The organism is Pseudomonas sp. rhizo66, assembly GCF_031931925.1.
Classification (GTDB): Bacteria; Pseudomonadota; Gammaproteobacteria; order Pseudomonadales; family Pseudomonadaceae; genus Aquipseudomonas.
Genome location: NZ_JAUJWZ010000023.1, coordinates 39,334 through 61,857, shown reverse-complemented (window position 1 = coordinate 61,857; position 22,524 = coordinate 39,334). Strand labels below are relative to the sequence as shown.

26 protein-coding genes are annotated in these 22,524 nt (G+C 59.4%); 3 read left to right on the top strand and 23 right to left on the bottom strand.

Translation table 11 applies throughout. From position 1 onward, the window contains the following. Nucleotides 1-51: 51 nt before the first annotated feature. The 5 genes from QZR14_RS24180 to QZR14_RS24160 all read right to left on the bottom strand — a co-directional run bounded on the left by QZR14_RS24180 (nucleotide 52) and on the right by QZR14_RS24160 (nucleotide 3,101). Complete coding sequence (locus QZR14_RS24180; RefSeq protein ID WP_311997934.1) at nucleotides 52-573, bottom strand: hypothetical protein; 522 nt, start codon at nucleotides 571-573, stop codon at nucleotides 52-54. Nucleotide 574: 1 nt separating this feature from the next. Continuing rightward, the gene (locus QZR14_RS24175) at nucleotides 575-1,303 is read right to left on the bottom strand and encodes an alpha/beta hydrolase (RefSeq protein ID WP_311997933.1); all 729 of its coding nucleotides are present in this window, start codon (nucleotides 1,301-1,303) and stop codon (nucleotides 575-577) included. Nucleotides 1,304-1,308: 5 nt separating this feature from the next. Further along, the gene (locus tag QZR14_RS24170) at nucleotides 1,309-1,803 is read right to left on the bottom strand and encodes a PAAR domain-containing protein (RefSeq protein ID WP_093435374.1); all 495 of its coding nucleotides are present in this window, start codon (nucleotides 1,801-1,803) and stop codon (nucleotides 1,309-1,311) included. Continuing rightward, nucleotides 1,800-2,462 (bottom strand): hypothetical protein, encoded by a 663-nt coding sequence (locus QZR14_RS24165; protein WP_250605993.1) that lies wholly within the window; start codon nucleotides 2,460-2,462, stop codon nucleotides 1,800-1,802. Before QZR14_RS24165 ends, QZR14_RS24170 begins: the two co-directional genes overlap by 4 nt. A gap of 159 nt (nucleotides 2,463-2,621) precedes the next feature. Further along, a complete protein-coding gene (locus QZR14_RS24160) occupies nucleotides 2,622-3,101 on the bottom strand; it encodes a GNAT family N-acetyltransferase (RefSeq protein WP_250605992.1) in 480 nt (159 codons plus the stop codon). A gap of 137 nt (nucleotides 3,102-3,238) precedes the next feature. On the opposite strand from QZR14_RS24160, the gene QZR14_RS24155 reads away from it, so the two are divergent. The 3 genes from QZR14_RS24155 to QZR14_RS24145 all read left to right on the top strand — a co-directional run bounded on the left by QZR14_RS24155 (nucleotide 3,239) and on the right by QZR14_RS24145 (nucleotide 4,633). Beyond that, nucleotides 3,239-3,892 (top strand): HD domain-containing protein, encoded by a 654-nt coding sequence (locus QZR14_RS24155; RefSeq protein ID WP_311997932.1) that lies wholly within the window; start codon nucleotides 3,239-3,241, stop codon nucleotides 3,890-3,892. Between the two features lie 97 nt (nucleotides 3,893-3,989). Further along, nucleotides 3,990-4,331, top strand: a complete 342-nt coding sequence (locus QZR14_RS24150; RefSeq protein ID WP_311997931.1) for a hypothetical protein — start codon at nucleotides 3,990-3,992, stop codon at nucleotides 4,329-4,331. 44 nt (nucleotides 4,332-4,375) lie between these two features. Then, entirely contained in the window at nucleotides 4,376-4,633 is a 258-nt protein-coding gene (locus QZR14_RS24145; RefSeq protein ID WP_016986009.1) for a hypothetical protein, read from the top strand. 166 nt (nucleotides 4,634-4,799) lie between these two features. Here QZR14_RS24145 and QZR14_RS24140 read toward each other — a convergent pair whose 3' ends face one another. The 18 genes from QZR14_RS24140 to tmk form a co-directional block, all read right to left on the bottom strand. Continuing rightward, on the bottom strand, nucleotides 4,800-5,729 hold the full coding sequence (locus tag QZR14_RS24140) for a PfkB family carbohydrate kinase (protein ID WP_311997930.1): 930 nt from the start codon (nucleotides 5,727-5,729) through the stop codon (nucleotides 4,800-4,802). Continuing rightward, nucleotides 5,722-7,188, bottom strand: coding sequence for a purine-cytosine permease family protein (locus tag QZR14_RS24135; protein WP_250605989.1), 1,467 nt, complete (start codon nucleotides 7,186-7,188; stop codon nucleotides 5,722-5,724). Before QZR14_RS24135 ends, QZR14_RS24140 begins: the two co-directional genes overlap by 8 nt. Before the next feature lie 228 nt (nucleotides 7,189-7,416). Then, the gene (locus tag QZR14_RS24130) at nucleotides 7,417-8,415 is read right to left on the bottom strand and encodes an ADP-ribosylglycohydrolase family protein (RefSeq protein ID WP_250605988.1); all 999 of its coding nucleotides are present in this window, start codon (nucleotides 8,413-8,415) and stop codon (nucleotides 7,417-7,419) included. After that, a complete protein-coding gene (locus QZR14_RS24125) occupies nucleotides 8,412-9,125 on the bottom strand; it encodes a GntR family transcriptional regulator (protein WP_250605987.1) in 714 nt (237 codons plus the stop codon). The genes QZR14_RS24130 and QZR14_RS24125 overlap by 4 nt, the downstream gene beginning before the upstream one ends. A 297-nt stretch (nucleotides 9,126-9,422) precedes the next feature. Beyond that, entirely contained in the window at nucleotides 9,423-10,391 is a 969-nt protein-coding gene (gene araH, locus QZR14_RS24120; RefSeq protein ID WP_034155398.1) for an L-arabinose ABC transporter permease AraH, read from the bottom strand. 12 nt (nucleotides 10,392-10,403) lie between these two features. Continuing rightward, nucleotides 10,404-11,948 (bottom strand): L-arabinose ABC transporter ATP-binding protein AraG, encoded by a 1,545-nt coding sequence (gene araG / locus QZR14_RS24115; RefSeq protein ID WP_311997929.1) that lies wholly within the window; start codon nucleotides 11,946-11,948, stop codon nucleotides 10,404-10,406. A 53-nt stretch (nucleotides 11,949-12,001) separates the two neighbouring features. Next, nucleotides 12,002-13,006: a substrate-binding domain-containing protein gene (locus tag QZR14_RS24110; protein ID WP_311997928.1), complete on the bottom strand. Its 1,005-nt coding sequence runs from the start codon at nucleotides 13,004-13,006 to the stop codon at nucleotides 12,002-12,004. Between the two features lie 136 nt (nucleotides 13,007-13,142). Then, nucleotides 13,143-13,961: an SDR family oxidoreductase gene (locus QZR14_RS24105; RefSeq protein ID WP_250605985.1), complete on the bottom strand. Its 819-nt coding sequence runs from the start codon at nucleotides 13,959-13,961 to the stop codon at nucleotides 13,143-13,145. A 271-nt stretch (nucleotides 13,962-14,232) separates the two neighbouring features. Continuing rightward, on the bottom strand, nucleotides 14,233-15,108 hold the full coding sequence (locus QZR14_RS24100; protein WP_311997927.1) for an SMP-30/gluconolactonase/LRE family protein: 876 nt from the start codon (nucleotides 15,106-15,108) through the stop codon (nucleotides 14,233-14,235). A 136-nt stretch (nucleotides 15,109-15,244) separates the two neighbouring features. Beyond that, nucleotides 15,245-15,961, bottom strand: a complete 717-nt coding sequence (locus QZR14_RS24095) for a FadR/GntR family transcriptional regulator (RefSeq protein WP_311997926.1) — start codon at nucleotides 15,959-15,961, stop codon at nucleotides 15,245-15,247. Nucleotides 15,962-16,153: 192 nt separating this feature from the next. Beyond that, entirely contained in the window at nucleotides 16,154-16,714 is a 561-nt protein-coding gene (locus tag QZR14_RS24090; protein ID WP_311997925.1) for a DUF1285 domain-containing protein, read from the bottom strand. A 15-nt stretch (nucleotides 16,715-16,729) separates the two neighbouring features. Continuing rightward, nucleotides 16,730-17,335 carry a DUF4823 domain-containing protein gene (locus QZR14_RS24085; RefSeq protein WP_064120365.1) on the bottom strand — a complete coding sequence of 202 codons (606 nt, stop codon included), beginning with the start codon at nucleotides 17,333-17,335 and terminating at the stop codon, nucleotides 16,730-16,732. Nucleotides 17,336-17,506: 171 nt separating this feature from the next. Beyond that, nucleotides 17,507-18,475: a GTP 3',8-cyclase MoaA gene (locus tag QZR14_RS24080; protein WP_250605981.1), complete on the bottom strand. Its 969-nt coding sequence runs from the start codon at nucleotides 18,473-18,475 to the stop codon at nucleotides 17,507-17,509. Between the two features lie 137 nt (nucleotides 18,476-18,612). Then, nucleotides 18,613-19,251, bottom strand: coding sequence for a TetR/AcrR family transcriptional regulator (locus QZR14_RS24075; protein WP_007950805.1), 639 nt, complete (start codon nucleotides 19,249-19,251; stop codon nucleotides 18,613-18,615). A gap of 454 nt (nucleotides 19,252-19,705) precedes the next feature. Continuing rightward, on the bottom strand, nucleotides 19,706-20,497 hold the full coding sequence (locus QZR14_RS24070; RefSeq protein ID WP_250605980.1) for a TatD family hydrolase: 792 nt from the start codon (nucleotides 20,495-20,497) through the stop codon (nucleotides 19,706-19,708). A 14-nt stretch (nucleotides 20,498-20,511) separates the two neighbouring features. Next, nucleotides 20,512-20,868, bottom strand: coding sequence for a PilZ domain-containing protein (locus tag QZR14_RS24065; protein WP_007908272.1), 357 nt, complete (start codon nucleotides 20,866-20,868; stop codon nucleotides 20,512-20,514). A 42-nt stretch (nucleotides 20,869-20,910) separates the two neighbouring features. Beyond that, nucleotides 20,911-21,894, bottom strand: a complete 984-nt coding sequence (locus QZR14_RS24060; RefSeq protein WP_311997924.1) for a DNA polymerase III subunit delta' — start codon at nucleotides 21,892-21,894, stop codon at nucleotides 20,911-20,913. Further along, nucleotides 21,887-22,519 (bottom strand): dTMP kinase, encoded by a 633-nt coding sequence (tmk, locus tag QZR14_RS24055; RefSeq protein ID WP_122597220.1) that lies wholly within the window; start codon nucleotides 22,517-22,519, stop codon nucleotides 21,887-21,889. The genes QZR14_RS24060 and tmk overlap by 8 nt, the downstream gene beginning before the upstream one ends. Between the last annotated feature and the right edge of the window lie 5 nt (nucleotides 22,520-22,524).

The window sequence follows — 22,524 nt, the reverse complement described above, 5'->3', positions numbered from 1 at the left end:
AATCTACTCATCCTCCTCGAACAGATCCGTGATTCACCGTTATCAATATCACTACTGACGCTCTATCGCCTGAACGAATACACTGGCAGGAATATTCATCGATTTTGAGTAATACGGACCGTAAGCGTACGCAGCAGTCCTGAACTTACATGCCACGACCTGACGCGCGCTCAATACCATCAACAGTTGTTTTTTATTGAAGTACGTACTCAGCGTTCCACCGTCCGGTGTATGCACCGCAGAGACCTCAGCCGAATACACATATGGCCCCGCAGCAGATTCATTTAATACCGCGACGACCTCCCCTTCGAGATACCGGGTCAGGTCCTGTTTTGTTTCGAAGAAGCCACTCTCATCCAATGAACAGATCAAGGCATTGCCGACCTGATGTTGGCCGGCATTGATCTCGAAGAATCGCAACAGATCAGTCATTGAACTGAAGCGAACATCCAGAAGAGCACTGTCTCCAGGCTTGGTAACAGAAACAAATTCAATTTCGGTCGCTGGTAATGGCACTCTTTTTGCGCACGAAGTACACAAACAAAGAACTAGAATTGCAAGCAACACTCGCATGTCAAGACTCCAGATATTTGATCATTTTTTCAGCGATGAGATCACATGCGGACTGTTCGCCAAGAATCCTCGCCTTGAACATTACGCCTGCATCTTCGTGGTTGGTGTCTACCGCTTTATTGATATCAGGACCCGAGCTCATGACCCAGCGTTCTCCCATCTCGGCGACATCATCGGACTGATTGGGTTTCGCCGGTGCAGCCAATATATTGATCCAGTACTCTGCACCAGGCTTCGGGGTGGTGGCGTAAATGTCTGAAATCAGCCAGACACCCAGTCCGCCGCCCACTGGATCAAGCGTGACCAAGGACTTAACCGTAAATCCCTGTTCTTTGAGTATGGCTGCCAGATGAGCGCCGTTCCATCCTCCCAGACTGTGACCGACGATACTTATATAAATTGATTTATCACCTTTCAGATAACTCAGCACATACTTTTCTATGTCTTTCTTGCCGCGCACATCCTTATAACTAAGGTACACCGACTTTATTTTTCCAATTTGCGCGTCGCTGAATTTTTTAGGCAATAAAATCTGCGCACTGGTTACGTTACCGTGAGGTGGTTGATCTTGATAATACGGTTCCTTGTCTCCAGCACCGCCGATGAAAAACACGACGATTTTTTTGATTTTGATTGCCACAGCTTTTACAGTCTGGTCGGTTTTGCAAGTCAACTCATGACTCACCACCTCGTTTTTGCAATCTTTGAGTGCAGGGTTTGCGACTTCCATTTCGATCACTCTACAAACAGTTTTATAGTTTCGGCCAAATGAGAGCTGACCATATGAGTAAAGCCCTGCTCATTGGTGATCCCATGTTCCATGCTGCCATCGCCCCGTTGAATCACATAGGGATGATCGGGCACAGGCTCGCCAGTTGCTTCATTAACCACTTGCAACCTGTCCGTAAAATGCACCGGCATCGGCAACAACCCGCTAAAAGCCGCCCCGCCGCCACTCTGGCCAATAATTACCGTCCCCGACCCACCAACCACGACATTGCCGTGGCCTCCGGTGCTATCGAGCGTGGCCGCGTTCAGGCCGTTGATGAATACGGTGCCGGAAACCGCTCCGGTAATCGGACTGCCGCACGCCGATTTATCGGTCATGCGCGCGGCGGCGAGGCCGTCGAAGAAGACGTTCGGCGAGCCGGAGGCAATCGGGTTGGTGCCATGGCCTGGCAATGGGCAGGCGGTCGGGTCGGTGACGCGGGCGGCGGGTTTACCACTCAATTCAAAGCTCCTTGCTTCAGAGATTCCGGATGCGGCTGATGGATATCGATGTCGGTCGCGGCGAAGCGCCAGCGGTTGTCGACGGGGTCGAACAATGCGTGGCAATGCTCACGGCTGTCGGGTGATGCGGCGGTTTGCAGGTGCCGCCAGGCTTCGTCGGTTTGCCAGGCCAGTTCGGCCGGCGAGGCGTCGTCGAGTTCGTTGAGCCAGGCGTTGTAGTTGCGCAGGTGATTACGCTCGTAAGTCGATTGCAGCAGTTCGGCCATTTGCGTGCCGAGGTCGAGATGATGCCGGGCCGTCCACTCGCCGATCTCGGAATAGACGTACCAGCCCATCGGCATCAACCCGCCGTCCTTGAGCAGCGAATGCCCGGCAGGGGCGACGAAACCGCAACAGACGTGCAGCATCAGCCAGCCTTGATGGGCGTCGATAAACGCCGTCGGATCGAAGGTGCGCAGCGGTATCACACGGTACTCGGCGAGCCCGGCGCTGCGGATCATCAACTCGGCATCAAGGCGTGACACGAACGCGCGAATGGCGCTGCCGCCCGTGCGATTTGTCATGCACAGAATGTCGACCGGTTGACGCTGGGGGTTGTCGCTCAAGCCTGAGTTTTTCACCAGGCCATACAGACGCATTGACGCCCGTAGTCCGCTCAACGCTGGTCACTCATTGACGCAGCGAAGGCTCCACAGGCGTGGAGAAGTTGTGCCAGAGGCATTACAGGTGTCGTCCGTGAGCGCGCAAAAATGGCGCGTAGAATGCCGGACTAGAGCGTTGGCGACAATCGAATCAGCATGGCAATGCCATCATTGTGGTCAGCCCTCGGCAAACTCACGCAACACCTTGCCGTCCATGCGATAGCGCACCCACTCCTCCTGTGGTTGTGCGCCGAGGGATTTGTAGAACTCGATCGCCGGGGTATTCCACTCCAGCACGCTCCATTCGAAGCGACCGCAATCATTGTCGCAGGCGATTTTTGCCAAGTGCCGCAACAAGGTTTTGCCGGCACCGCCGCCGCGTTGATCCGGGGTGATGTAGAGGTCTTCGAGGTACAGGCAGTTGCTGCCCAGCCAGGTCGAATAGCTGAAGAAGAACACCGCGAAACCGATCGGCACGCCGTCGCGCAGGCAGATCAGGCCGTGGGCGGTAGCGCCTTCGCCGAACAGGCTGCGCTCGATGTCGGTCACGTTGGCGATGACTTCGTGGCGGGCCTTTTCGAAATCGGCGAGTTCAGTGATGAAGGCGAGGATTTGCGGAGCATCGCTGGGGGTCGCCGGGCGGATGTCGATCGTCATGGACGGGCCTTGTCGGAAAAGGAAAACGCCATACTAAGGTGGTGAGCGGCGCTCGTCACATGGCAAAACACACACTACCCTGCGTCATGTTGCAAACACTGCTCCCACGGGGACCTCGACAATCTGAAAGGATGCTTATGAACTTAGAGAGTTTTACGCCCCTGGAGGCACTCGCGTCAGCTCTGTTGCCACACGCACTGGAACCGTCCGACGACGGCGCTCATGACCTCGCCCACCTCCAGCGTGTCTGGCATAACGTGCGTACGCTGCATGCAGAAGAAGGCGGTGATCTGCAGGTGCTGCTCGCCGCCGTGCTCCTGCACGACTGCGTAGCCGTCGAAAAGAACTCACCGCTGCGCGCACAAGCCTCGCGTCTGGCAGCGGAGAAGGCTTCGGCAGTACTGGCCACGCTGGGCTGGCCAGACGAAAAAATCAGCGCCGCGTTTCATGCCATCGAAGCCCACAGCTTTTCCGCCAACATGACCCCGCGCACCCTCGAAGCGAAAATCGTCCAGGACGCCGACCGTCTCGACTCACTGGGCATGCTTGGTGTTGCTCGTACGTTCTACGTCGCCGGACGCATGGGCTCGGCGCTGTACGACCCGCAGGATCCCGAAGCGAAACAACGCGATTACGATGACACGCGTTATTGCCTCGATCATTTCCAGACCAAACTGCTGCACCTCGCCGACGGTTTCCAGACCGCCGCAGGCCAGCGTCTGGCGCAAGTCCGTCATCAACGCCTGAAGGGTTTCATGGAGCAGTTCAAGGAGGAGATCGGCCTCGCCTGAGGCTCCTGTGGTTCGACCGTTCGTCGTTCATCAGGCACCAATCCGCTCAGAGGGCAGACCAACAACAGGTAAGGATTCCAATCACTGGAGACGCCCTATGATCCCGTCAAGGTTGACCGCTTTCGTATTCAGCGCCCTGCTCTGTCCTGCAGTTTTCGCCGCATCCACCACCGCTGCGGGCACCGGCCCTACCGATCCGACCCCTCCGCGCGCCCCCGCCATCAACAGTGCTCCCGGTATGAATACCGATGGCTCGGGCGTGCCGTTGATCAATCAGCCGCCCGCCACCGGTACTGATCCGCGCACTCAGGGCAGTGACCCGGGTCGTCAGGGCGGCATGAACACCCCTGACTCCCCCGCCACACCTGACAACGCCGGGCCCGGCGTTGGCTCTAAAACCACCACCGGTGGTTCGGGCTCCGAAGGATCCGGTCAGTAGTTCGCCGACGCGAGCGTCCTATTCAATCCAATGAAGAGGTAACCATGAACGTCGATAAAAACCTGGAAAAAGAAGTCCTCACCCGCCTGCTGCATGCCCATCCAAGTGGCCTGGGCAAGGAGGTGCTGGACAATTACCGGGGCGAGAAAGTCGTGGCCAGCGCCCTCGCCGCCTTGCAGGATCGCGGACTGATTCATCACGGTCATGTGACCTGCAATGAAGCCGGCGAACATTCGTTGAACCTGCCGATCAAGCTCAGTGCCGCTGGCGTTGAAGCGGCGCGCAAGCTGGATCTGCAGTAGTCCTGAGGCCGCTCGCTGCCGACGCGGCGAGCGGCCAATTCAAGTTTTGACTTGATGCTGATGGCCTCATCGCTGGCAAGCCAGCTCCCACAGGAACCGGGGTGAACACCAATGTGTGTTCACCACAAAAACCTGTGGGAGCTGGCTTGCCAGCGATGGCGGTAGATCAGGCGCCGCTGGACTCTCGGATAAAAGCATCCACCTCAGCCGCCCCAGGCGAAGTAGCCGGCCCCCAGCGCGTCACCGCCAGCGCCGCTGCCGCATTCGCCCGCCGCGCTGCTTCATGGGCAGACAGGCCCTGCGCCAACCCTGCGACAAACACGCCAGCATGAGCATCACCGGCGCCGTTGCTGTCCACGGCTTTCACGACAAACCCCGGCACATGTCGACGCTCGCCGGCCTGATGAATCCAGCAGCCCTGCGGCCCATCGCGAACCACCATCAGCACCTCTCTGGATAGATGCTCAGCGAGACGATCCAGCGCCGCACCAATGCCCTCAGCCCCGGTAAACCGCAGCGCTTCGACGCTGTTGCTGGTCCACACATCAATGCGCGGCAACAGCGCCTGCATCATCGGCGAATCCGGCGATTCCACTAAAGGGCCCGGATCGAACACCACGTTGATCGACTCCGGCAATGCCAATGTCCAGTCGAGCAACGCCTGCGCCTTGCCTTCGTGCAACAGGCTGTAGCCACTGAGATAAACGTAATCGCCCGCCTCGGCGGCAACGCTGTTCAGATCCTCTTCGGTCACCTCACCTTCAGCGCCGATATAGGAAATGAAACTGCGCTCGGCCGACGCATCGGTCAGCGCGACACACAACCCCGTGTCACGCTGCGCAGGTTCGCGAATACCGATGTGAATGCCTTCGTCATTCATCGCCTGACGCGCCAGATCACCGAAACGCCCGCTGCCATGCCGGCCGAGATATACCACCGGCAGGCCGTTACGCACTGCCGCCGCCATCACGTTGAACCCGCCACCCGCTTCAAAACCGGCCGACTGCGCCAGCACATCACCGCCAACCTGCGGCAGTTTATCCACGGCCATGACCAGGTCGATGATGACCTGGCCGGTGTGCAACATCTTAGGCATGAGCATTCTCGGCTTGCGCGGCGCGGCGGTCTTTCGCTCCGCCGAGGACCAAGTAAATGCCACCTGCCACGACGAAGGTCACGATCCAGCCGAGGCCGTTGTGGCCCAGCCACGAGTCGGACAAGAAGCCTTTGAACCAGACGTTTTCAGCGGTGGTGCCGATGGTGGTGAAGCTGAAGCCCAAGACGATGGCAATCGCCCACGCACCGAATGCGCGCCATTCGATACCGCCGTGATACCAGTAGGCACTGCTCGGGCTGACGTCGAGCAGGTCTTGCGGGCTGTAGTAGTGACGGTGGATCAGGTCGACGACGAAGATCCCGACCCACGCGGTGATCGGCACCGCCAGCAGGGAAATGAAGGTGATGAACGGGCCGTAGAAGCTATCGGCGATCAGCATGAAGTAGATCGAACCGGCGAAGATCGCGACGATATCGACCACCACCGCATAAACGCGCTTGACCTTGAGGCCGAGGGTCAGCGTGGTCAGACCGGCGGAATACACCGACAGGTTATTCGACAGCAACAGGCCACCGAACGCGGTGATCAGGTACGGCACGGCCATCCACGTCGGCAGCATGTCGCGAATCGCCACGATCGGGTCAGTCGCCGATGCGAGGTCGTTGTTGCCCACCGACAGCAAGCCGCCGAGGGTGATCAGCAGCACCAGCGGAATGCCCGCGCCGAACGCAGCGGACGCAACCAGTCGCACAGCCTTGACGCTGCGATGCTGATAGCGCGACATGTCGGCGCCAGCGTTGGCCCAGCCGATCCCGGTGCCGGCAGCCATGGTGCCGATCCCGATGATCATCGCGCTGATCGGTGCTGGCGTAGCGTTGAACACCGCGCTCCAGTCGATGGTCGCGCAAAGGAAACCACCGACGAGGATGTTCAGCGCGCCGAACACGTAAGTCGCCCACTTCTGGATCACCAGCAGGGTCGCGTGGCCGAGGCCGGACACCGAGAGGGTCAGCAGGACGAAAATCGCGATGAAGATCAGCGTGAGTATCGGCGCACTTTTCGCTTCCACTGGCGAGCCGAACAGGATCGAGCACAGCGACAGCAATACGAATGCAGCGGTGGTGGTGTTGACCGTTTCCCAACCCAGACGCGACATCAGCGAGACCAGCGTCGGGCCGATATTGCCGCGCACGCCGAAGATCGCCCGCGACAAGGTCAGGCTCGGCGCGCGGCCCCGGCGGCCGGCAATCGAGATGATCCCGACCACTGCGAACGAACCAGCGGCGCCGATGATCGCGACGATGATTGCCTGCCAGATCGCCAGCCCGCGGAACGCCACCAGTGTGGCGCCCAGCGGCAGGCCGAGGATGGAAATATTGGCCGCGAACCAGACCCAGAACAGTTGCAGCGGATGCCCGTTGCACTCGGCTTCCGGCACCGGTTCGATGCCGCGGGTTTCCAGTTGCCCGGCGCTTTGCCCGGCGTTTGATGAACTCATGAAGGTGCTCCTGTTTGCCTTTTTTGTGGTTGTGGCAATGATGCAAAACGACAAGACGTCCCGGCCGTCCTCGGCCTGTCTGCGCGATCCATTGCGGGTGAATGACTCAAAAATCGTGGCGCGCCTATCGCTGGCAAGCCAGCTCCCACAGGGATCAGGGTGTACACAAATGTGTGGTCACAGCAAAAACCTGTGGGAGCTGGCTTGCCAGCGATGGCGTCAGTTCAATCAGCGCAAGACCAACAGCCCCTGCACCAACGGTTCCAGCTCCAAATGATTAACGGCCTTGACCGTCTCGATCATCTCGACAGGCCAGCTCTCAAGACCCAGGCAGGCCCCGAGCATGGCGCCGAGAATCGCCGCGATGGTGTCGGTGTCACCGCCAAGACTGGCGGCCATGCATAGCGCATCAAACGCGCTCATCTCACCGACGGCCACTTGCTGCGCCAGGGCGAACGAGACCACCACCGACTCCTGCGAAGCCACCGAAGTGCCGATCACGTCGTAGAGCAGATCCGCCAGCAAAGCCTTGTCGCTATCGACGCTGATGGTGCGCGCCCAACTGATTCGCGAGGCAATGCGCCCACCGGCCACCCAGTGCCCGTGCGCCTCGGCTTGCTGCGCGATGTGCTGACCAAGGTTCAACGCCTCGCCCAGGTCCATGCCATTGATGCCGGCGGACACTACCGCTGCCACCGCCGCCGCACTGGCAATCCCCAACGTGGTGTTGTGGGTGACCTGGCAGGCCTGAACCACCGCCGCGATAAACCGCTGAGGGTCGGCAACATCCGCCGCGATGCCCACCGGGGTGATGCGCATCGCCGCGCCATTGGTGGTGCCGTAGCGTCCGGCCTCTTCTGGCGAATGGCCGGCGAGGATCATTTCGATGGCGCGCTTGGTCGACGGCCCGAGCAAGTCCTGCGAGCCCTTGGCCTGCATTTCGGCTTCCCACTCGATCAAGCGTTGCGCGAGGATCGCCGGTTCGATGCGGCCCTTGCCTTCGACCAGCAGCTCGCCGACCAGAATCGCCTGTTCGGTGTCGTCAGTGATCGAGCCTTTGGGCATGTTCGCGGCAATCGGTTGCAAGGGGCCTGCGTCCTGCAGATCGGTGATTGTGCCGAAGCGGGTCTTGATGGTTTCGCGGTTCAGCGATTGTGTCGGCATGCCCAGCGCATCACCGAGGGCCAGGCCATAGAAAGCGCCGAGGGCACGGTTGAGCGCGGTCATTTCGATTCTCCGAATTGCAGGTGCAGACGGAAATGCACCGGGTCGAGCAGGCTTTCGACCAGCTCCATGAAGCGGTTCTGGCGGTCGTAGGTGGTGCGCAACGCTTTGAGAAAAACAGTGCCGACCGGGCGGCCGAGCAGTTCGGCGTCTTCGGCATTCAACGGTTCGGCGCCGATCCATTGATCGCCGCGCTCGCCGATGTAGCCGTAGGCGGCCAGGGTGATGGTCAGGGAGTTATCGATCAGACCGACACGCGGCAGGCTTTCCAGGCCGCCGGTCGCTGGCATCAAAGAGCGTTCGAGGGATACCAAAGTGCCGTCGTTGGAGCGCCGACGACGGTCGAGGGTAATGAATTGGTCAGTGCCGAACCGCGAGAGCAGATCGGGCCGGGTCACGGCTTCCAGACGCAGCACTTCGGTGTTGATCAGCGCACCGCTGTCGGCCAGCGCCTGCGCCCAGCCGCTTCGCTGGTCGAGCGCCACACCGTCGAAGGTGACGATGGAGCCGACGCCGCTTTGCGTGGCGATGTAATTGCGCCGTTTCAGTTCGGCCAGCGCTTCGCGCAACGTGCCACGGCTGACTTGGAATTCTTGAGCCAACTGATGCTCGCCGGGCAACAGAAAACCGTCCTCCATGAGGCCGCTTTCGATGCGTCGGACGAGCTCGTCGACCACCCGTTGTTTCTTGTCAAATCGTACCTGTCTAATCATGTACAAATTGATACCCGAAACGGGTGCGGGCGGGCAAGGAATATTTCGGAGTTCGGACAGAAGGCGGGAGAATCAAAAGCCCCTCACCCTAGCCCTCTCCCGGCGGGAGAGGGGACTGAATGGGGGATGCTCAAGAGGTACGCCGACCTGAAAGTGCTTCGCCGAATCCACAATCGACCCGAAAGTGCTTTTCCGAATCCATAGTCGACGAGAACTTTCAGGTCGACGGATTGCGCAAGACACCTCGGTCGGCTCCCTCTCCCTTTGGGAGAGGGCTGGGGTGAGGGGCTCTTGATCTTAGCGCTGCTTCAGACGGTCGATGACCACGGCCAGCAAAAGGATCGAACCACGGATAACGTATTGGTAGAAGGTATCAATGTTCTTCAGGTTCATCGCGTTCTCGATGATCGCCAGAATCAACACCCCGGCAATCACATGCCGAATCATGCCGATCCCGCCGCTCAGCGACACCCCGCCCAGCACGCAAGCCGAGATCACGGTCAGTTCGAAACCCTGACCAATCATCGGCTGCCCCGAGGTCATCCGCGACGCCAGTATCACCCCGGCCAACGCACCAATCACACCGTGCACGGCAAAGATAATGATCTTGGTCCGGTCAACGTTCACACCCGCGAGCAACGCCGCTTCCTGGTTGCCACCGATGGCCATGGTGTTGCGCCCGTAGGTGGTGTAATTCAACAGCCAGCCAAAAAACAGGAAGCAAACAATGGTGATCAGAATCGGCACCGGCACACCGAACAACTGGCCATTGCCGAAGACGAAGAACGATTCCTGCGACACGCCCACTGCTTTGCCGTTGGCAAAAATGTAAGCCAGACCACGGACGATCTGCATGGTCGCCAACGTGGTGATCAAGGCATTGACGCGCAACTTGGCAATCACGATGCCGTTGATCAACCCGACAATCAGGCCCATCACCAGCGCCGCGCTGACACCGAGAAAAACGCTGTTGGTGTCGCGCATCACTACTGCCGCGACCACGCCGGCGCAGGCAATCACCGAGCCCACCGACAAGTCGAAGTGCCCCGACGCCAGGCAATACAACATCGTGCACGCGGCAATCCCGGTGGTGGAAATCGCCAGGCCCAGGCCACGCATGTTCAGCGGCGAAAGGAAGTTGTCGATCAGCAGCGTGCAGGCAATGAAGATGCCGATCGCCGCCAGCAGCATGACCCAGTCATCGAGGAAGCGACGCATGTCCAAAGGCTTGCGTGCGGTCGGCAGGGTTTCGTTTTGGGTTGTCATCATAGTCACCTCTCAGTTCGCCACGCCGTCAGCGCGGTGGCGCGGCAAAGCCAGTTGCAGCAGGTTGGATTCATTGGCCTGGTCGCGGCCGATTTCGCCGCGCAGGGCGCCTTCGCAGAGCACCAGAATGCGGTCGGAAATGCCCATCACTTCCATCAGATCGCTGGACACCACGATCACCGAAATGCCGTCGGCGGCAAGGTTATGGATGATCTGGTAGATCTCCGCTTTGGCGCCGATGTCGATGCCGCGCGTCGGTTCGTCAAGCAGCAAAACTTTCATCGGCATCGACAGCCAGCGACCGAGAATGGCCTTCTGCTGGTTGCCGCCGGAAAGGAACTTGATCTGCTGGCCGGCGTGCGGGGTTTTCACTTTCAGCGCTTTGATCTGTTTGTCGGCGTTGCCCTTTTCCCACAGACCGCGAATCAGGCAACCGAGGCCCGAATGGGCGCCGCGCGCACTGATGTTGATGTTCTCGGCAACGCTGGCCAGCGGGATAATGCCTTCCTTCTTGCGATCCTCCGGGCACAGCAGAATGCCCGCAGCAATCGCGTCGCGCGGTGAGCGTAATTTCAGTTCATGGCCACGCAGTTCAAGGCGTCCGGCGGTGTTGCGCTCCAGCCCACTGAGCAGGCGAAACAGCTCGGTGCGCCCTGCCCCGACCAGTCCGAACAGGCCAAGGATTTCACCTTTGTGCGCTTCGAAACTGATTGGCTCGCGCAGCCCCGGGCCAAGCAAACCGTCGACCTTCAGCGCGACGGCGCCGCGTGGACGATGGCGATAATCGTAGATGTCCTGAATGTCGCGACCGACCATGCAGGTCACCAGTTGATCGTGGGTCAACTGGCTCATGTCGTCGAAGGTGCGCACGTAGCGCCCGTCCTTGAACACCGTCACGGCGTCGCAGATGCGGAACACTTCTTCCATGCGGTGCGAGACGTAGAGCACGACTTTGCCCTCATCACGCAGACGGCCGATGATCGCCATCAAACGGTCGATTTCTCGAGCCGAAAGGCTGCTGGTCGGTTCGTCGAAAGCGATGACGTGAGCCCCGCGCGACAACGCTTTGGCGATTTCCACCAGTTGCCGCTGGCCGAGGGACAAGCGTCCGACCTTGGTTTGCGGATCGATTTCGTCGGCCAGGCCTTTCAGGCAATTCAGCGCTTGCTGGCGCAGCACGCCGCGATTGATCAAACCGAAACTGGCCGGCAGATGGCCGAGAAACAGGTTCTCGGCGACGGTCATTTCCGGCACCAGATGCAGCTCCTGGTGAATCACCGCGACGCCGCTGCCGATGCTGTCGGCGGTCGACTTGAACGCCATGGTCTGCTCGCCGATCTGCAACTCGCCGCTGCTCGGGATGTAAGCGCCACCGAGGATTTTCAGCAGGGTCGATTTACCGGCGCCGTTCTCGCCCATCAAGGCATGAACCTGCCCCGGATGCGCAACGAAACTGATGGCGTCCAGCGCCTTCACGCCGGGAAAGGTTTTGCCGATCCCGTTGAAGCGCAGGCTGCCGCTGGCGCTGTGTTGTTGTGTTTGTACTTGCGCGTGCATAAAGCCACCTCTTCACACCGAAAAACGGCCCGGCTGCCCGGGCCGTCGCTGCATCAGTTCCACAAGCCGATTTTTTCCAGCTCTTGCTTGAAGTTCTCGCGGGTGATCAGGGTGACGTCGTCCATCGCGGTGTACTTCGGCGGTTCTTTGCCGGTGGTGACCCACTCGTACATCATCTCGGCAGTCTTGTAGCCTTCGATGTGCGGGCTTGGCAGCATCGAGCCAAAGAAACCACTGTTAGGCTTTTTCAGTTCGCCGATGGCGTCGGTGCCGTTGATGCCGATGCCGATCACGTTGGCCGCCGCAAAACCGGCGGCTTCGGTGGCGCGTACGCCGCCGAGCACGGTGTTGTCGTTCATGCCGCCGATGATCAGGTTTTTTGCGCCGCTCGGCAGTTTCACCAGTGCCGAGTTGGTCGCGTCCATGCTGCCCGGTACGTCGAGGGTTTTCAGCGCGGCGAAGAGGATGTGATCCTTCGGCATGCCGGCGTCTTCGAGGGATTTCACCGAGCCGTCGGTGCGTTTCTTGCCGGTGTCGAGTTCGTTGTAGGTGTTGACCACCGCGTAGGTGTCTTTCCAGTCCCAGTTACGCTTCTTCGCTTCGGCGACCATAGCGCTGCCCTGCTTCTGGCCAACTTCGAACGCGGCCATGCCGAGGTACGGCACGTCTTCCATGAACTTGCCGTTGGCGTCGACGAAACGGTCATCGACGGCAATCACTTTCAGGTCATTGAGTTTGGCCTTGGCCATGATCGCCGGGCCGAGCGACACGTCCGGCGGGCAAATCACGAAGCCCTTGGCACCGTTGGCGGCGAGGCTGTCGATCGCCGACAGGGTTTTCTCACCGTCCGGCACGGCAATCTTGATCAATTCAAAGCCCTTGTCCTTGGCGGCTTTCTCGGCGAAGGCCCACTCGGTCTGGAACCACGGTTCTTCAGCCTGCTTGACCAGAAAACCGATTTTCACGGTGTCGGCAGCGAGCAGCGCACTGCTCAGGCTGAACGCGGTGACCGCCAGGGCGGTACTGCACAGGGTACGAATCCCGAAACGACGTTTCATAAGCTGACTCCTTGTTATTTTTTTTGAGCAATGTTTGAAAAGCGTTAAAGCGTGTTCTCAGTGAAGCGGTTTGAAAATAGTCATATCGTATGATGATTGGATTTCAAGCGTAGTTCAGCGCTCGAAATCTATTTATTCAGTCGTGGTACATCACCGAGCGGCCACCATCGATGGTGATACACGAGGCATTGATGAACGGCGCTTCATCACTGGCCAGAAACACCGCCGTCATCGCCACTTCAAGCGGCTGACCGATGCGTTTCGGCGGGTGCAGATCAAACGCGCGCTGACGCTCGGCACGCGGGTCGGCAAAACCGTTCCAGTAGTCGACGTTCAACTGTGTCTCGATATAACCCGGGGCGATGGCGTTGACGCGAATGCCCTTCGCGGCGTACTCGATACCGAGCGCGCGGGTCAGGCCGAGCAAACCGTGCTTGGCCACCGGGTACGGGAAGCAGCCGGGAATGATGTGGCTGGAATGGGTCGAGGCGATATTGATAATGCTGCCGACGCCCTGCTCGATCATCTGCGGCAGCACTGCCTTGCAGCCGAACCAGGCGCCATCCAGATCAATGGCGAAGCAGCGGCGCCAGTCTTCCTCGGTCATTGCCAGCGGATCACGGAACACGTTGACCCCGGCGCAGTTGACCAGCACATCGATGCGCCCGTGCAGTTCAACGGCGCGCTTGGCCATGGCCTGCAGATCTGGCTGATTTGAGACATCCACCTTCAGTGCTTGCACGTCACAGCCTTGCTCACGCCAGTGCGCGGCAACCTGTTCGACTTTTTCGGCCTGGATATCGCTGATCAACAGTTTCGCTTGCTGCGAGGCGCAGGCAGCGACGATGGCTTCACCGATGCCTTGCGCGGCACCGGTCAGCAGCACGACCTTGTTTTTCAGACGCTCGCCCTTCGGCGGTGCGGGCACCGGCGGCAGGGAAAGAGGTTCAGCCATGGATCAGGACTCCTGTTTCGCAAGCGCAAAAAAACCGGGCATCTGCCGATGTCCGGTCTGGAAGGCGGTTGGAACGAAACAGGCAGGCGCGGCCGACAGCTTGGGGCCGTTGCGAGACGCGGACTCCACACGGGAGTGCGATAGACATTCGCTGCATCACTTCACCTGTTTTGTTCTTTTTAAGTGTGAGTGCGTGTTACTGCTGGAGCCGACTATAAACCCGACCGCCGAATAATCTCAATATATAATTTTGCATCCCATATTTTGGGATTTAGCCCGCAAACCGCGTACAGAGTTTTCCTGCGACATCCACGCGCATCGACAGCACCGCGCCATCCAATGGATGGTTGTGCGGACTCTTGGCGCTGGTGACGTACAGGGTTTTCAGGTCTTCACCGCCGAACACACAACTGGTAGGACGGCTGACCGGCAGATCGATCCTGCGGTCGACCTTGCCGTCAGGCGTCATGCGCAGCAGGCAGCTGCCGTCCCAGCGGGCATTCCACACATAGCCTTCGGCATCCATCGCCGAACCGTCCGGGCCACCATTCTGATCAGGGCCGTACCAGGGAGTGGCCACATCAAGGCTGCCGTCGGCGTGAATAAAATAGCGATACAGCGTGTCATCGAGACTGTCACCGAACAGAACTGTGGTGCCGTCATCGCTCCACAGCAACGTGTTGGGAATGCCCAGGCCGCGCAGCAACGGCGTGACACGTTGATCCGGATCGATGCGGAACAGGCCACCGGAGCGCTGGGTGATCGGCAGATCCTCGCCCTGCTCGCCGATGTTGTTTTGCATGGTGCCGAGCCACAGTCGCCCCTGAGCATCGCAACGCGCTTCGTTGGGGCGATTGCCCGGTTGCGGGTCGGCGACGCAGAACAGCGTCAGGCGTGGTTCGAGGCCCGGGGAGTCGAGATCGAGGCGGTAGACGCCGCTGCTCAGGGTCACCAAGGCGTCGCCGCTGGCGCAAGGGATGAACGCGGAGACGTGCTCAGGCATCTGCCAGATCTGTACGTTCTGGCCGATCAAGCGCAGGGCCTGTTTGCCAGCGATATCGACCCAGTACAACGCCTGGGTCGGCGCATCCCAGAACGGGCCTTCGCCGAGTCGGGCGCGGTGTTGGGTCAGGGCGGTCCACGTCATATCAACTCCTCGGATCTTGTTGTTATTTAATGTGGGAGCGAGCCTGCTCGCGAAAGCGTCGTGTCAGTCGATGCATGATTTACCTGATACACAGCCTTCGCGAGCAGGCTCGCTCCCACAGGGGATCTCGTTATATTCAGCTCACTTTTTTGTCGGCCATGACTTTCGGGTAAAAGCGTTTGATCGCCAGGTCTGCGTTGTCGATCAAGGTCATGCACGCCCACACGCCGCGCGCGGAATCGCGGGCGGCGATGGCGTCGGCCATGTCCTTGTGGATCGGCAAGGTGCGGCGCAGTTCATCCGGATCGGCCGCAGAAACCTCGAACGACACGGCCAGCAACGCACCGAGGGCCGGAACCATTTGTTCGATGAATTGATTGTGGCTGGCGGCGAGGATGCATTCGTGGAAGACCTGATCGGCGCGGTTGTAATCGATGCCGCTGTCGACCGCGCGCTCAAGGGCGTTATAGGCCAGTTGCACCGCTTCAATCTGCTCCAGAGTCGCGCGCTCGCAAGCCCAGCGCACGGCCATCGGTTCGATGGTACGGCGCAGGTCGAGCAAGTCATCGACGAAATTTTCCGGCAGGCCGTTGCGCGACAGCCAACCGACCACTTGCGGATCGAACAGGTTCCAGCGCCTTACCGGCAGCACGCGAGTGCCGACTTTCGGCCCGACTTCGAGCATGCCTTTGGCGACGAGGGTTTTGATTGCTTCGCGAATGACCGTGCGACTGACACCGAGCTGTTCGCCCAGATCGGCCTCGACCTTGATGGTCTGCCCCGGCTTGACCTGGCCAGCGGCAATCCAGCTGCCCAGCCAGTCGACCGTGGATGCGTGAAAGCTGCTGGACATGAACACCTCAAAGCGGATCGCAATGGGTGATCAAGCTAATCATCATACGATTGACAGTCAATCAGGATTTTAAGGTGATCCACAAAAACAACGTGGGAGCGAGCCTGCTCGCGAAGGCGGTGTATCAGTCACCCTAAGTATTGACTGACATACCGCCTTCGCGAGCAGGCTCGCTCCCACAGGGATTTGTGTTTACGGTTCCAGGCCGATGCGGAAGAATTCGCCGCCGCTCCACACCCCGAGCCAGCGCTGGCCATCGATTTCACGACTGACCGCCAGCTCCACCAGTTGATAGAACACATTGCGGTGAATCAGCGCTTCAAGGTTGGTGCGCACATGCACGTAAGGCGCCGGCTCTTGGGTCGTCGGATCGATCTCGACCCGGATCGGATGTTCCGGCCCAGCCTCGGCGGTTTCCTCGACGTTGGTAGTGAAGCGCAACAGCTGCGTCTCCCCCTCGCCTTCAACCTCGACTGCAATCGCCACAAACGGCGCGTCGTCGACCTTGATCCCGACCTTCTCGACCGGGGTGATCAGGAAATAATCATCGCCGTCGCGGCGGATGATCGTGGAGAACAATTTGACCATCGGCTTGCGCCCGATCGGCGTGCCCAGGTAATACCAGGTGCCGTCGCGGGCGATGCGCATATCGATGTCGCCGCAGAAGTCCGGGTTCCACAAGTGCACTGGCGGCAAGCCTTTGGATTTGGGGATCTGTCCCAACAGGTCATTGGCTTTTTGCGGGCCACTCATGGCGTTCTCCTTGAATTATTGGTCGCCGACTCCCAACAGGCTGCGCGCATACTGGGCCAGCGGCGGGCCGATCAGGTCTTCGGGCTTGCTGTCGTGGAACGTCAGTAAACCGCCACGACTCTTGATCCGTGCAGTATCAATCAAATACTGGGTGCTGGTCTCGATCAACATGATCTGAATTACGCCGCCATCGATGCCGAGACGATCCACGGCTTCCTGATCAAGCCACTCATCGGAGTTGCCAATGCGGTCATCAGCCTTGGCAAAGCGCGTGTACAGCAGATAGTGCGCGCCGGCATCACGAGCTTCGCCCATCGCCTGATCGAGGCCTTCCGGCGCGCGGGCGCGGCGGACCATCGGGAAGTACTCGACGAAGCCTTTGAAGGCTTCTTCGGCGACCACGTTAGGGCGCGGGTAGGAACCGCCCGGCGGCGCAAACGCGCCCTGCGCAATGTAGATGAACGAGTCCGGCTGAATGCGGAAATTGTTCACGCGGCGGCTGTCGCTGTGATCCAGCAAGCCCGCGTCGCTCATCTGGTAGCGAGTGCCTTCGGCCATATCGCTGACAGTCATACAGCCGCCAAGCGCCAAAACGGCCAGCAGCAAAACCAGGCTACGCATCCTATTCCTCCAGAGGCCGGTGACGGAAAACCGGCGAATGGCCGTTGGATGCAGCTTTTGCGCCAGCTCTGGTTGTTCGTTGATGGTTAGATCGTATTCGCGAGCAGGCTCGCTCCCACAAGTGGAACGCATTCCAAGGGTGGGAGCGAGCCTGCTCGCGAAAAAGAGTTTTCAGCCGCCGATAATCTTCATGACGGTGGCACCGCCCGAGAACGCCACCTCCTGCTTGTCGCCCAGCGCTTTGACCAGCAAACGCTGGAGCGCCGGCAACGCCTGATGGCGTGGCTTGTCGAGCAGATCGCCGACATAGTGGCGGTTGCTGGACGACAGGCAGCCATGCAGCCAACCGGTCGACGACAGGCGCAAGCGCGAGCAGGTCCGGCAGAACGGCACGCTTTCGTTAGCGATCACACCAAAGTTGCCCAGGCCGGGAATCGCGTAGCGCACGGCAGTGGCATCTACAGGAGCGTCGGTTTGTGCGTACTCATATCGTTCGCCAATCAGTGCCAGCAATTGCTGCAGGCTGACGAACTGTTGCAGGAAGGCATTGGAGTCCTTGGCCAGATGGCCCATGCGCATCAGCTCGATGAAACGCAGTTCATAACCGCGTTCAAGGCAGTAATCGAGCAACGGCATCACCTGGTCGAGGTTCTGCCCGCGCAACGGCACCATGTTGACCTTGATCTTCATCCCCGCCGCTTTCGCCTGATCCATGCCATCGAGCACCGTGGCCAGATCGCCGCCACGGGCGATGCTGCGGAAAGCACCAGCGTCGAGGGTATCGAGGGACACGTTGATCCGGCGCAGACCGGCATCCACCAACAGCGGCAGTTTTTTTGCGAGGAGTTGACCGTTGGTGGTCAGGCTGATGTCTTCCAGGCCCATCTTGCCGACAGCGGTCATGAACGATTCGAGTTTGGGGCTGACCAGCGGCTCGCCGCCAGTGATGCGCAGCCGTTCGATGCCGGCGGCTTCGATCAGATACGCCACGCCACGGGCCATGGCTTCGGCCGACAGTTCATCCTGCGCAGCCACCAACCGCTTGCCGTTGGGCACGCAGTAGGTACACGCGTAATTGCAGGCTGAAGTCAGACTGATCCGCAAATTGCGAAAACGCCTGCCTTGACGGTCAACGATCATGATCACTCCGGCGATAGAAAATCGAGCCGCTAAAACTTGACTCACAAATCAAGTTTTAGCAAGCCCTATGCCTGAGTATATTCCTGCGTTACTGCGTCATGTAGGGAAATCATGGCACAATAAGGCTGCTGAATGGCTCAGCTGCTTGGCGTTTCCGGGTCGCGCTTGCGCTTGTTGCCCATGCGCACGCCGATGTCCATCAGAAACTGGAAGAAACCTTCCTGGTCTTCCAGCACATTGCTCCAGAACGGCGAGTGATACAGCGCCACAGCGCCATGCACCAGCGCCCAGGATGCGCAGTAGTGGAAGTATGGCGGCACGTCTTCGAGCTTGCCTTCGCTGATGCGGCCCTTGATCAGCAGGGTCAGGCGTTCGAAGTTCGAGGCACGGATCTTGTGCAGCTCCTCGACCATTTCCGGTACCTGATTGCCTTTGACGACCTTCTCTTCGAGACGGTCGAACAGGCGATAACGCTGCGGGTCGCGCATGCGGAATTCGAAGTAGGCGCGGGACAGCGCCTCCTTGTCCTTGTCGACATCGGCCGAATGCAGCAGCTCGTTCAAATCGCGCTCGTAATCGAGCATCAGGCGCAGATAGATCTCGGCCTTGGATTTGAAGTGCTTGTAGATCGTGCCTTTGCCGATACCCACGGCATCAGCAATCATCTCGACGGTGACACTGTCTTCACCTTGTTCGAGGAACAGCTTGAGCGCGGTATCGAGAATTTCTTGCTCGCGGCGACGAAACTCACGGACCTTACGAGGTTCTTTGTGCATAAGAAAAGGTCTGAAGGGTCAAAATTCGAAGCCGCGTATTATGCCTAACTTGCGCAAAAATGCACGGATCATCCGACCATATCTGTGTTTCATGTTCATTTTGAGAACGTTTTGGACGCAATGAGAACTCAACTGAAGCAAACGTATTCCAAATTTGTTTAAAAACCCCGACCGGCTAACTGGACTGCACGCCAGACTGATCAATACTTGAACTGTCGGGCGACATCTCCCCCAAGTGTCGCGCCGATAAAGGTACCAAGGGACCGCGTGCCTTTGTTTTACTCCTAATGGTCTTAACCCGGATTCACCCCCCAGAACCCGGGTTTTTTTTGCCTGCGATTTAACGCTTGGCCCAGCTACCTGCACATCACAACTGTAGGAGCTGCCGCAGGCTGCGATCTTTTGCCTTTGCCTGTCAAAATCAAGATCAAAAGATCGCAGCCTTCGGCAGCTCCTACACCGCAGATTTAACGGAGGCCAGCGGAAACAGACGCTTGAAATTCTCGGTGGTCTGCTCGGCGAAACGCTCGTAGTTTTCACCACGCAACATCGCCAGGAATTCCGCCACTTCGCGCACGTACTGCGGCAGGTTCGGCTTGCCGCGATAAGGGATTGGCGCCAGATACGGGGAATCGGTTTCCACCAGCAAACGATCCGCCGGTACTTTGCTCGCCACGTCGCGCAAGGCGTCGGCATTGCGGAACGTAACAATGCCCGACAGGGAAATGTAATAACCCATGTCCAGTGCAGCCTTGGCCATGTCCCAGTCTTCAGTGAAGCAATGCAGCACACCGGCCTGAGGCAACGCCGCTTCACGCAGCAACTCAAGGGTGTCGGCACGCGCGCCACGGGTGTGGATGATCACTGGCTTGCCAGTCTGCTGCGCCGCTTGCAGGTGCAGACGGAAGGACGCCTGTTGCAGCTCGGCGGCTTCTGGTTCGTAGTGATAGTCGAGGCCGGTTTCGCCGATCGCCACCACTTTCGGGTGATTGAGCTCGTGCAACAACCAGTCCAGCGCCGGTGCAGCACCGGGTTGCACATCAAGCGGATGCACGCCGACCGAACAATCGACATCGTCATAACGCTCAGCCAGAGCTTTGACGTCGGCGGCGTTGTCGGCACTCACGCCGATGCACAAGAAGTGCCCTACTCCGCGCCCACGGGCCGCATCCAGTGCAGCATCCAGCGAACCGTCATGGGCGGCGAGGTCGAGGCGATCAAGGTGACAATGGGAATCTACAAGCATAAAAAGACGGCTACTTACATCGTATGAGTGGGACGGTCGGATTTCAGCGCTCCGGCCAGATGGGTTTCGATGCGACTGCGCGCCGTGTTGTCGCCATCGTTGAACTGTACGCCGACACCGGCAGCGCGATTGCCTTGCGCCCCTTTGGGGGTGATCCACGCGACCTTGCCGGCCACCGGGATCTTCTCGGCCTCATCCATCAGGTTGAGCAGCATGAAGACCTCATCGCCCAACCGGTAACTCTTGTTGGTCGGGATGAACAAGCCACCGTTCTTGATGAACGGCATGTACGCGGCGTAGAGCACCGACTTGTCCTTGATGGTCAGGGACAAAATGCCGTTTCGCGGCCCGGGGCTGACGGGTTCATTCATGTTGACCTCCACTGCTGATGTTCAGAGTCTAGGTACACATTCTTATCTTTGAGCAGGCAATCCCGCCCATTGCACCAACAATGCTTCCAGCAGCAAGGCCGGATTGAGGTTGGCCTTGCTCAGGACTTTCTGGCGCTGGGCGAGAATCCAGTCCTGAATCTCCAGGACTTTGCCTTGCGCGCTTTTCTGCGCAAGGTATTGCACGACTTTGCGCATGTCGGTCAGACCGAGCCCTGCTTCATCCTGAGTCAACTGATAACGCAGGATCAGGCTCGACCAATCGCAGAACCAGTCAAACAGACGCAGCATCGGAATGCTTTTCCATTCTTCGGCCAATTGCGTCGGTGATTGCTGTTGCTTGAGCAACTTCTTCACGCCTTCGACCACTTGCGCGCGCTGTTCACGCACGCCCTGAGATTGCAGACTGACTGCCATCAACGGCGAGCCGGCTGCCAGCGTCAGCAATTCGACGCGCTCCTCTTCGGAGCAATCGGGCAACGCCTGGGCCAGCCATTGCAGGCTCATCGCCTCGCCCGGCAACGGACAGGCCTGCTGCACGCAACGGCTCTTGATCGTCGGCAGCAACCGGCTGGTCTGGTGGCTGACCAACAGCAACACGGTATCGCCGGACGGTTCTTCAAGGCTCTTGAGCAAGGCGTTGGCGGCGTTGATGTTCATCGACTCGACCGGCTCGATCAGCACCACTTTGCGTCCACCCAACTGCGCAGTCTGCACCACGAAGCTGACCAGATCGCGGACCTGATCGACCTTGATCGCCTTGTCGGCTTCTTCCGGCTCGAGAATGTAATTATCCGGGTGGCTGCCGGCCTTGAGCAGCAGGCAGGATTTGCACTCGCCGCAGGCTTCCGGCGTCGGCCGCTGGCACAGCAGACTCGCCATCAAGCGTTCGGCCAATGCACGTTTGCCGATGCCGGCCGGGCCATGCAGCAGATAGGCGTGGGCGTGCTGTTTACGCCCGGCCAGTTGCTGCCAGAGACTGTCCTGCCATGGATAGGCCTCAGCCACGGGCCAGCTCCAGCAAGTTCGGCAACAAGGTATCCAGCGATTGTTGAACCTTGGCCAATGGCTGACCGGCATCGATGCGCACATAGCGCGCGGGATCGGCTTCGGCGCGTTTCAGAAACGCATTGCGCACTGCCTCGAAAAACGCCCGACCCTCCAGCTCGAAACGATCCAGACGGCCACGGGCACTGGCGCGAGCCAGGCCGATCTCCACCGGCAGATCAAAAATCAGCGTCAGATCCGGACGCAGATCGCCCTGCACAAAAGTTTCCAGCGTGGCGATGCGCTCCAGCGACAAACCGCGACCGCCACCCTGATAGGCGTAAGTCGAATCGGTGAAGCGATCACACAGCACCACCGCACCACGGTTCAGCGCCGGACGGATCACTTCAGCCAAGTGCTGAGCGCGCGCGGCGAATACCAGCAAGAGCTCGGCGTCCGGGTTCATGACCTCGTCGGCCGGCGCCAGCAGCACATCGCGAATCCGCTCGGCCAATGGCGTACCACCCGGCTCACGGGTCAGCACCACCTCGATACCGGCGGCGCGCAGGCGCTCGGCAAGGTATTCGCGGTTAGTGCTTTTGCCGGCGCCTTCCGGGCCTTCCAGGGTAATAAACAAGCCAGTCACAGGCA